The sequence below is a fragment of the Candidatus Halocynthiibacter alkanivorans genome, assembly GCF_003333265.1.
GTDB lineage: Bacteria > Pseudomonadota > Alphaproteobacteria > Rhodobacterales > Rhodobacteraceae > Halocyntiibacter_A > Halocyntiibacter_A alkanivorans.
In genome coordinates, this window is sequence record NZ_QOLB01000102.1 from 1 (window position 1) to 10,104 (window position 10,104).

Sequence of the window (10,104 nt, forward strand, 5' to 3'; positions counted from 1 at the left end):
CGCCGCTGGGGTCTTGCTTGATAAAACTTCTACCCCCGGAAATTGCAAGCTCTGCCCCGGCATCCAGTACCACCTTGGCACCGGCCCTGTGATGCACTTCGGTGCCCGCTTCCGAGGCCATGGCGCCGGCGGCTGCCTGCGGGTAGGTGCCGCCCACGGTCTGGCTGCAATCTGCGCCAACGGACAGCCGGTTTTCGCCGTCGGTGGCGTAATGGTTCGCCGGCTGGATGTGGCTGAACTCGCCCGTCTGTCAGCACCCGCGCGCCCGCCCGCCCTGCCGCTCATGGCACGTCTCGCCGCCGCGCTGGCCGTGCTGGCGCTGGGGCTCAGCCTCGGCTGGTACTCCCGCGGTGAACTGGCCAGCCCCGGCAATAGTGGCGACAGCATGGTGCAACAGGCCCTCGCCGCCCATGCCGTCTTTGCCTCTGATGCCAACCGCCCGGTGGAAATCCGCGGCACGGAAGAAGCGCTGCTGTTGCGCTGGTTGTCCAAACGGCTGGGTGAAAGCCTCGCGGCACCTGACCTGCGCAGCCAGGGTTATGACCTGGTCGGCGGCCGCCTGCTGTCCGTGCCCGACGGCCCGGCGGCGCTGTTCATGTATGAAGATGCCACCGGCAGCCGTATCACCCTGTTCGCCACCCGCCGAAGCAGCGATCAGATGGCCGAATTCCGCTTTGAAAACAGCGACAGCGCGCGCGGCTTTTACTGGCAGGATTCGCGCCTCGCCTATGCGGTGATCGGGGACATGTCGCGCAAATCGCTCTCCACGCTCGCCACAATGATCTACAAGCAACTCTCCTGAGCGCCGCTCCGGTTGCCCTTTGCGCCCACATTCGCTAAGGCAGACCAGACCGGAATTTGACAAGCGGACTGCCCTCATGGCCATGGAAAAGACATTCGACTCACACGAAGCAGAAGCACGGCTGTATCAGGCCTGGGAAGAGGCGGGCTGTTTTAAGGCCGGCGCCAATGCGTCGCGCTCTGAAACCTTCTCAATCATGATCCCGCCGCCCAATGTCACCGGCTCGCTGCACATGGGGCATGCGTTCAACAATACGCTGCAGGATATCCTGGTGCGCTGGCACCGGATGCGCGGCTTTGACACGCTGTGGCAGCCAGGCCAGGACCATGCCGGCATCGCCACCCAAATGGTGGTGGAACGCAAACTGGCCGCCGAAAAACTTCCGACCCGCGCCGAAATGGGCCGCGACAAGTTCCTTGAAAAAGTCTGGGAATGGAAAGAAGAATCCGGCGACACCATCATCCATCAGCTCAAACGCCTCGGCGCCACCTGTGACTGGTCGCGCAACGCTTTCACCATGGACGACAATTTCCAGCAGGCGGTGATCAAAGTCTTCGTCGACATGTATCACAAAGGCCTGATCTACCGCGGCAAACGCCTGGTCAACTGGGACCCGCATTTTGAAACCGCGATCTCTGATCTCGAAGTCGAGAACATTGAGGTCAACGGCCATATGTGGCATTTCAAATACCCGCTGGCCGGTGGCGCCACCTACACCTACGAGGAAAAAGACGCGGACGGCAACGTCACCCTCTCTGAGGAACGCGACTACATCTCCATCGCCACCACCCGGCCTGAAACCATGCTGGGCGATGGCGCAGTTGCGGTGCATCCCGATGACGCGCGTTATGCCCCTATCGTTGGCATGCTCTGTGAAATCCCGGTCGGCCCAAAAGACCAGCGCCGCCTGATCCCGATCATCACCGATGAATATCCCGACATGGACTTCGGCTCCGGTGCGGTGAAAATCACCGGCGCCCATGATTTCAACGACTACCAGGTCGCCAAACGCGGCAACATCCCGATGTACGGGCTGATGGACACCAAAGGTGCGATGCGTTCTGATGGCCGCCCCTACGCGGAAGAAGCCGCCACCGCCCAGGCCATCGCCAACGGCGCAGAAGGTTTTGACGTGGCCAAAATCGCCGCGATGAACCTGGTGCCGGAACAATATCGCGGTCTCGACCGGTTTGAAGCGCGCAAAGCCGTGGTCGCTGACATCACCGCTGAGGGTCTCGCGGTGATGCATGACGTCACCCGCAAGGACAAAGAAAGCGGCGAAGAAATCACCACCTCTGAACCCTTTGTTGAGGCAAAAAAGGTAATGCAGCCCTTTGGCGACCGCTCCAAGGTTGTCATCGAGCCGATGCTGACGGATCAGTGGTTTGTCGACACCGCCGAGATCGTTGAGCCGGCGCTGGACGCCGTGCGCACAGGCGAAACCAAAATCCTGCCGGAATCTGATCGCAAGGTCTATTTCCACTGGCTGGAAAATATCGAGCCCTGGTGTATCTCGCGCCAGCTCTGGTGGGGCCACCAGATCCCGGTCTGGTACGGACCTAACAAAGACGATCCAAACGGTATTAAAAAAGAATTCTGCTGTTTTTCTGAAGAAGAGGCATTGAAAACAGCCAAGAATTACTACGGTGCCGATGTAGACGTCGAAGTTATTCATCGCTCAAGTTCGGAAAGCGACGGAACATGGAGCTTCAATGTCCAAAGAAGGTCCGGCGACGACGAATTCATTAAGTTTACAAGTGTAGCGCTTGAGCGAGATACTGACGTGCTCGACACCTGGTTTTCCTCCGGCCTCTGGCCGATCGGCACGCTGGGCTGGACCGGCGACGAAACACTCGATCAGCAAAACGAAATGCTGCAAAAGTATTTCCCAACGGACGTACTGATCACCGGCTTTGACATCATCTTCTTCTGGGTCGCCCGCATGATGATGATGCAACTGGCCGTGGTTGATCAAAAACCCTTCTCCACTGTCTATGTGCATGCGCTGGTGCGTGACGAGAAGGGCAAAAAGATGTCCAAATCGGTCGGCAATGTGATTGATCCGCTCGACCTGATCGACGAATTTGGCGCCGACGCGGTGCGTTTCACCATGTCCGCCATGGCCGCCATGGGGCGCGACCTGAAACTGTCCAAACAGCGGGTCGCAGGCTATCGTAACTTTGGCACCAAAATCTGGAACGCGGCGCGCTTCGCCGAAATGAACGAGGTGTTTGACCACTACACCCCGGGTGAAATGCCAACACCGACCGCAACCCTGAACAAATGGATCATCGGCGAGGTCGCCAAGACCCGGGAAGAAGTCGACGCCGCGCTCGACAACTTCCGCTTTAACGACGCCGCCAACGCGCTCTACAGCTTTGTCTGGGGCACGTTCTGCGACTGGTATGTGGAGTTCTCCAAACCGCTGCTGAACGCAGATGACGCCGCCGTCATTGCCGAAACCCGCCAGACCATGGGCTGGGCGCTGGACCAGTGCCTCACCCTGCTGCACCCGATCATGCCGTTCGTGACCGAGGAACTCTGGGCCACTACCGGGAGCCACAAAAAGCCGCTGATCCACGCCGACTGGCCGACCTACACCTCAGTCGATCTTGTGGATGCGGACGCGGACCGGGAAATGAACTGGGTGATCGCGCTTATTGAGGAAATCCGTTCTGTGCGGTCCCAGATGCATGTGCCCGCCGGGCTGAAAATCCCGATGGTTCAGATCGCTCTGGACGATGCCGGCAAACTGGCCTGGTCGCGTAATGAGGCGCTGATCATGCGCCTGGCGCGACTGGACACGATCAGCGTTGAGACCACCATGCCCAAAGGCGCAGTGACCATCGCGGTTGAAGGTGGCACTTTTGGCCTGCCACTGGCCGACATCATTGATCTCGACGCCGAAATCGCCCGGCTGCAAAAAACACTCGACAAGCTGGCCAAAGAAATGGGCGCGCTGCGCGGCCGGCTCAACAACCCCAAATTTGTCGCCTCAGCTCCGGCGCAGGTGGTGGAAGAAAGCCGCGGCGTTCTGGTGCAGAAAGAAGCGGAACAAAAGACGCTGAACGCGGCTCTCACCCGCCTGAAAGAAATGGGCTGACACGCCTGACTATCGGGGGCATCTGGCCACGGCTGCCCCCGGCCTTACTCCGCATCAAGCCACCGGCGTTTGCTTCTTTTTGGTGACAAATATCCCCGCCGGAGGCCCTGTTTCCTAAGCGCTCCATTTGCGGTTGGTGTCGCGCCATGGATATTTTAACCAAAAAGAAACCATATGGGCACAGCCTGTTGGCGCGGTACAGGCGGGGACGCCGATGACCGCCCAAAGAGAAGCCGCCCCACCTGCGCAAAACGCAGTGGGGCGCACCTTTTTTAGGCACTGCGCTTCACTTATACTCTGCCGTTGTTATTACTGACGCCTGCGTGGCGAGCGTGCCGCTGCCGGGATCAATCCCTTTGTAAATCCACGTTTTATTACGAAAAGGACAATTTAGTGACTTTGGCTCACGCGCCGGGTAAATGGGCGTATCTGTTTTGGGCAACATTCTATGGACTCTTGCACTTATCACTAAACCTAAATTTGGTCGCTTCCGATCTGGAATTTGGGTCTGCAGAATATACCTAGCTTTCGGGCGCAATTATTCTGCGCCCACTCGTCTATTGGATCGACCTCTATTTTCGATTCATGGCAAAGGCGGCGCTTTTGCACGGAATGGTTATTTCAGTGCGCCAGGTTTTAGGTTTTTGGGCCGGTTTTGCTGCGCTGGCATCTATGGTTCTTATCTGGCCAGACGAGTTTGCAGATAAAAGATTGTTCCCACTTAGTGTGCTCTTGGTGATGGTAGCGCCGCTGGCACAGGGGCTGTGGTTTTTTTGGAAGTATTTTATGAATGAGAAATTCGACGGCTGACAGGGCCTTGTCAGCGTCATTGGCAGAACGACGTTCGGTATCGCGATAAAACCACCGGTCCGGCGCAAAGAACCAGACATCGGACAGCCCCACCCAAAACCTGTTTGCATTCCGCGCTGTCTGACGCCCATGCTGTCGCAACAAGTTTCAGGAGACCGCGCCATGATGCCCAAAGACGTAAAACCCGCCACCCTGGCCGCCCAGGCCGGTGGTGCAATTGATACCCAGTCCGGCGGTGTGGTACCGCCGATCCAGCCGGCAACCACCTATGCGCGTGACCGGGATTATCAACTGCTCAACGCCGACAACGTCTATGCGCGCGACCACAACGACACCACGCGTCTCGCCGAGTCTGTGCTGGCCGGGCTGGAGCAAGGCGCGGCGGCGCTGCTGTTCCCCACCGGCATGGCGGCGATTGCGGCGGTGTTCCGCACCATCCCCACCGGCGGCTGCGCCATCGTGCAAAGCGGTATTTACTGGGGCACCACCAAATGGATCCGCGATTTTGCCGCGCGCCGCGCCATCACCGTGATTGAAGTCGATACCAGCAACGCGGAAGCACTGGAACTGGCCTGCCGCGACCACCCCGCCAACCTGGTGTTTGTTGAAATCCCCTCTAACCCCTGGCTGAAGGTCACTGACATTGCTGCCGCGGTGCGCTGCAGCCACGACATCGGCGCTACGCTCGTGGTGGACAGCACTGCCGCCACACCGCTGTTGAGCCAGCCGCTGGCCCTTGGCGCCGACATCGTGATGCATTCGACCACCAAAGCGATCAACGGCCATTCTGACGTGCTCGGTGGTGTGCTGGTCACCCGCGCGGAAAACGCATTGTGGCAAGAGATCGCCACCGACCGCCACGACGCCGGCGCCACCATCGGTCCGTTTGAATCCTGGCTGTTGCTGCGTGGCATGCGCACGCTTCCTTTACGGGTGGAACGCATGTGTGAGAACGCGATGAAAGTGGCGCGGTTCCTGCAGGGCCATCCCAAAGTCACCGACGTGTATTATCCGGGTCTGGAAAGCCATCCGGGGCACGACATCGCCAAACAGCAAATGGCGGGCGGCTACGGCTTCCTGCTGTCTTTTCTGGTGGCCGGGGATCAGCAAGACGCGCTGCGGGTGGCCGGGGCGCTGAACCTGTTCCACCGCGCCACATCAATTGGTGGTGTTGAGAGCCTGGTCGAGCACCGCTACACCATTGAACCCCACACCGGCATTCCCGAAACGCTGCTGCGTATTTCCATCGGCATTGAAGACGCAGATGACCTGATCGCCGATCTGGCCCAGGCCCTGGGGTAAGCGCCAGGGGGCAAGCGCTCAGCGATAAGCGCCCGGGATAAGCGTGCAGCCATCACGAGCCAGGTGCCGGGACATGCCCCCGGCACCTGGCAGGGCGCAGCGTCACAGCACCGGCGCCTGCCCGGAGCGCAGCAGTGTCGCTCATGGCGCAGAGGTCGCACCAGACCCCAGCGCCGCCGCCGGGGGCATGTCCCGCTGGCGGCCTCACCTCAGCGAAACACCGGATCGCGTTTCTGGAACCGCGCCTGGACCACTTCGATCTGCTCAGGCGCCCCGATCAGCCCGGCCTGTTCCCGGCTTTCCGCCAGCAGCACTTCTGCGCGCTCTGCAGTTTCCGCCACCCCGATCAACCGTTTGGCCGCCCGCACCGCTGCCGGGCTGTTGCTGGCAATGTTCTGCGCCAGCAACAACGCCGCCGCCCGGGGATCTTCCGCAAGTTCAGTGACCAGACCCCAGCGTTGCATCTGAGCCGCATCAAATTCATCTGCCGTATAGGTCAGCCGCCGGATCACGTCTGATCCGGTCAGCGCCGGCATCAGCACCATGCCGCCCATATCCGGCACCAGCCCCCAGCGCATCTCCATCACCGACATGCGTGTGTCAGGTGCCGCGATGCGGATGTCCGCGCCCAGCGCCAGCTGAAACCCGGCACCAAAACACACACCATCCAGCGCTGCGATCACCGGCATGGGCAGCGCCCGCAGTCCCAGCGCGACCTGCTGGAACATATTGGCGTCCCCATGGGTGCGTGGCATCAGCAGCTCATTGGGATCCTGCTGCAGAAGGGCACCAAAGGCTGAAGTATCCAGCCCGGAGCAGAAACCCTGCCCCGCGCCCGACAGCACAACCACCCGCGCATCGCTGCCCATCAGGACCTCGCAGGCGAGGACAAACTCACTGATCATCTCCAGACTGACCGCATTGCGCTTTTCCGGCCGGTTCAGGGTCAGATGCGCGATGTGGTCGTCGACCGTCAGTGTCACCGTGCTGAACGTCTCTGTGTTGCTCATCTCTGTGCTCATCATAGGACCTTTCTTTGTCAGAGCCGTCATTGCCACTTGCCCCAGCCTAAACCGCCCGTCCCCGCGGCCAAAGCGCGGCTGAACCCGGGTGACGCCACGAAACAGGCTTGCACCCACCGCGCAACCCGGCGAAAATCCCGCCATGGATAAATGGAACCTTACCGACCTCGCCGCCGCACTGCCGGCCTCCGTGCCTTTTGTCGGGCCGGAAACCCAGGAACGCGCCCGCGGCCGCGCCTTTGACGCCCGTCTTGGCGCCAATGAAAACGGCTTTGGCCCCAGCCCGCGCGCCACGGCCGCAATGGCAGAGGCCGCTACTGGTGCCTGGATGTACGGTGACCCGGAAAGCTATGATCTGCGCCAGGCGCTGTCCGCGCATCACGGCATCCCGCCAGAAAATATCATGGTTGGCGAAGGTATTGACGGCTTGCTCGGCTATCTTGTGCGCCTGTTCATCGCGCCTGGCGACCGCGTTGTTACTTCGGACGGCGGTTATCCGACGTTCAACTATCATGTTGCCGGCTTTGGCGGAGAGATCCACAAAGTGCCCTATAAGGGCGACGAGGAAGACCCTGTAGCCCTGCTGCAAAAGGGCTCTGACGTCGGGGCAAAACTGATCTACCTCGCCAATCCGGACAATCCGATGGGCAGCTGGCATGACGCCGCCACCATCCAGGCGGCAATCGACGCGGTGCCGGCAGGCAGCCTGCTGGTGCTGGACGAGGCCTATATGGAGTTTGCCCCGGAAGACACCGCGCCACCCTTTAATGTTTCTGACCCTAAACTGATCCGGTTTCGCACCTTTTCAAAGGCCTACGGGCTGGCTGGTGCCCGTGTTGGTTATGCGATTGCCCATGCGGATCTGATCACCGCATTCAACAAAGTGCGCAATCACTTCGGCATGGCGCGCCCGTCTCAGGCAGCAGCACTGGCAGCGCTGGTCGATCAGCCCCACCTGCAGCAAACCCGCGACCGCGTCAGCCGCGCCCGCGCCCACATCACACAGATCGCGGCCGATAACGGGCTGACAGCGCTGCCCTCTGCGACCAATTTTGTCGCGGTGGACTGCGGTGAGGATGGTGATTTTGCCCGCCGGGTGCTGACGGAGTTGACGGCGCTGAACCTGTTTGTGCGCATGCCTTTTGTGGCGCCTCAGGACCGCTGCATCCGGATTTCGGCCGCGCCGGAAGCGGAGCTGGACCTGTTTGCCGCCGCGCTGCCCAAAGCGCTGCAGGCGGCCCGTCAGGCCTGATACGCCAGTCCCGGTGCTCCGGGCCAGAAGCGGCGGTGTCTGAAGCGGCGGCGTCAGAAGCGGCGGCGTCAGAAGCGGCGGCGTCAGAAGCGGCGGCGTCAGAAGCGGCGGCGTCAGAAGCGGCGGCGTCAGAAGCGGCGGCGTCAGCATAGCGGACGTGACACACTGCCACCGAAAATCCGCCCCCGAAACACATGTTCCGAAACGCCGGGCTGAACAGCCTGGCGCGCCGCACAACCAGGGGCACGGCGCGGAGTGCGTGAGAAAACACACAAGCCCCTGTCCCACAGGTCCCGTGCCCTCTGCATGCCGCCACCGGCGCGGCCTGCGACGGCGCGCTCCGGGGGCAATGGTCAGCACCAGGGCGGAGGGGCAAAGCCGGCCGCCCGCCCGCAGCCAGGCCTGGCCGCTCAACCAGGCGGCAGGGCGGCGTGGCGCAGCCGCCCGCCCGCTTTTGGCCATCGTATCCCTTCAGGACCCCGCCATCACCTGAGCGGCGGCGGAGACCGCACCCTCCCCATGAGCAATGCCCAGCGCTTTAAAGCCCGCATCCATCGTGCCCAGAACCCCCATCACCATATGGGCATTGATATGGCCCATGTGGCCGACCCGGAAATAGCCGTGCCAGGCCGGATCATCCATCGGCACCAGCCCCAGCGAAATACCCAGAGTCACCCCGGCGGTGTCTTCCATCCAGCGGCGCAACTCGCTTGCCAGCGGCGCAGGAAGGCTCAGCGCCGTCACCGCCCGGCTGCGCTTGTCAGGGTCCGCGATATGCATGCGCAGATCGCCCCCCGCGCCCCAGGCCTCAAACGCCGCCCAATAGGCCCGCGCCAGATGGTCATGGCGCGCCCAGATCGCCGCCATGCCTTCTTCCATCATCATATCCAGCGCCGCGCGCAGCGCATAAAGATGCTGGGTCGGCGCGGTGCCGTCAAAATAGTTGTAAAGCGCCGCCGCCTCCGCCCGCACCCGCCAGTCCCAATAGGGGCTGCACAGCTCGCCAATCTGGGCGGCTTTGGCCTTGTCGGAGAAAAACACAAAACCCATGCCCGCCGGCGTCATCAGCCCTTTCTGACTGGCAGTGATCGCCACATCGACGCCCCAGTCCTGCATCAGGAACGGATCACAGCCCATCGAGGCGATGCAATCCACCATGAACAACGCCGGATGCGCCGCCGCATCGATTGCCTTGCGCACGCCGGCAATATCATTGCGCCCGGAGGTGGAAGTGTCCGCATGCACACAGATCACCGCCTTGAACTCATGGGAGCTGTCGGCACGCAGCGCCGCTTCCACCTGGTCAAAATCGATCTCTGCCTGGCTGCCAAAATCCAACACTTCCGCATCCAGGCCCAGCCCGCGCGCCACATTGACCCAACCGGCGCCAAAATAGCCGGTCACCAGGCACAACACCCGGTCGCCGCGCGTGGCAATATTGCTCAATGAGGCTTCCCACACACCATGGCCGTTACAGATATACATCGCCACATTATCGGCGCCGCCGGCCACCGTTTTCAGGTCCGGCACCAGGCTGTCGGTCAGATCCACCAGCGCGCCGGTATAGATATTGGGTGCCGGGCGTTGCATGGCGCGCAGCACCGGGGCTGGCAGCACCGAAGGGCCCGGAATAGCAAGATAATGGCGGCCGTTTGAGAGTGTCATAATGCTGTCCTGTGTTCTGAATATGCAAGCGTTAGCGCCCGCTGTGGCCCAGGTCAATCCAGCGTCCAATCCAGTGCTCAATCCGGCACCCTGCCCTGCCCCGGTCTTGCGTGCCCGGGCCCGACCAGAAAGATGGCATTAAAGCCTT

At 61.4% G+C, this 10,104-nt stretch carries 7 protein-coding genes; 5 read left to right on the forward strand and 2 right to left on the reverse strand.

Annotation, left to right across the window (positions count from 1 at the left end; translation table 11 throughout):
• From DWA01_RS12565 to DWA01_RS12580, 4 genes are all read left to right on the forward strand, one after another.
• Nucleotides 1–802, forward strand: an 802-nt coding sequence (locus DWA01_RS12565) for an anti-sigma factor family protein (RefSeq protein ID WP_419187003.1), incomplete at its 5' end; no start/stop codon positions are given.
• A 76-nt stretch (nt 803–878) separates the two neighbouring features.
• The gene (locus DWA01_RS12570; RefSeq protein ID WP_114286183.1) at nt 879–3,905 is read left to right on the forward strand and encodes a valine--tRNA ligase; all 3,027 of its coding nucleotides are present in this window, start codon (nt 879–881) and stop codon (nt 3,903–3,905) included.
• A gap of 612 nt (nt 3,906–4,517) precedes the next feature.
• Nucleotides 4,518–4,715 (forward strand): hypothetical protein, encoded by a 198-nt coding sequence (locus DWA01_RS12575; protein ID WP_114286184.1) that lies wholly within the window; start codon nt 4,518–4,520, stop codon nt 4,713–4,715.
• A 165-nt stretch (nt 4,716–4,880) separates the two neighbouring features.
• Entirely contained in the window at nt 4,881–6,017 is a 1,137-nt protein-coding gene (locus DWA01_RS12580) for a trans-sulfuration enzyme family protein (RefSeq protein WP_419187004.1), read from the forward strand.
• 209 nt (nt 6,018–6,226) lie between these two features.
• Here the strand turns inward: DWA01_RS12580 and DWA01_RS12585 are convergent, their stop codons facing one another.
• Nucleotides 6,227–7,027, reverse strand: a complete 801-nt coding sequence (locus tag DWA01_RS12585) for a crotonase/enoyl-CoA hydratase family protein (protein ID WP_114286188.1) — start codon at nt 7,025–7,027, stop codon at nt 6,227–6,229.
• A gap of 154 nt (nt 7,028–7,181) precedes the next feature.
• On the opposite strand from DWA01_RS12585, the gene DWA01_RS12590 reads away from it, so the two are divergent.
• Nucleotides 7,182–8,291 carry a pyridoxal phosphate-dependent aminotransferase gene (locus DWA01_RS12590; RefSeq protein ID WP_114286186.1) on the forward strand — a complete coding sequence of 370 codons (1,110 nt, stop codon included), beginning with the start codon at nt 7,182–7,184 and terminating at the stop codon, nt 8,289–8,291.
• A 471-nt stretch (nt 8,292–8,762) separates the two neighbouring features.
• Here the strand turns inward: DWA01_RS12590 and DWA01_RS12595 are convergent, their stop codons facing one another.
• Nucleotides 8,763–9,956: a pyridoxal-phosphate-dependent aminotransferase family protein gene (locus DWA01_RS12595; protein WP_114286187.1), complete on the reverse strand. Its 1,194-nt coding sequence runs from the start codon at nt 9,954–9,956 to the stop codon at nt 8,763–8,765.
• Nucleotides 9,957–10,104: the final 148 nt, after the last annotated feature.

Coding starts and splice junctions, on each gene's coding strand:
- DWA01_RS12570 (WP_114286183.1), top strand. CDS start 879: ATGGCCATGGAAAAGACATTCGACTCACACGAAGCAGAAGCACGGCTG.
- DWA01_RS12575 (WP_114286184.1), top strand. CDS start 4,518: ATGGTTATTTCAGTGCGCCAGGTTTTAGGTTTTTGGGCCGGTTTTGCT.
- DWA01_RS12580 (WP_419187004.1), top strand. CDS start 4,881: ATGCCCAAAGACGTAAAACCCGCCACCCTGGCCGCCCAGGCCGGTGGT.
- DWA01_RS12585 (WP_114286188.1), bottom strand. CDS start 7,027: ATGAGCAACACAGAGACGTTCAGCACGGTGACACTGACGGTCGACGAC.
- DWA01_RS12590 (WP_114286186.1), top strand. CDS start 7,182: ATGGATAAATGGAACCTTACCGACCTCGCCGCCGCACTGCCGGCCTCC.
- DWA01_RS12595 (WP_114286187.1), bottom strand. CDS start 9,956: ATGACACTCTCAAACGGCCGCCATTATCTTGCTATTCCGGGCCCTTCG.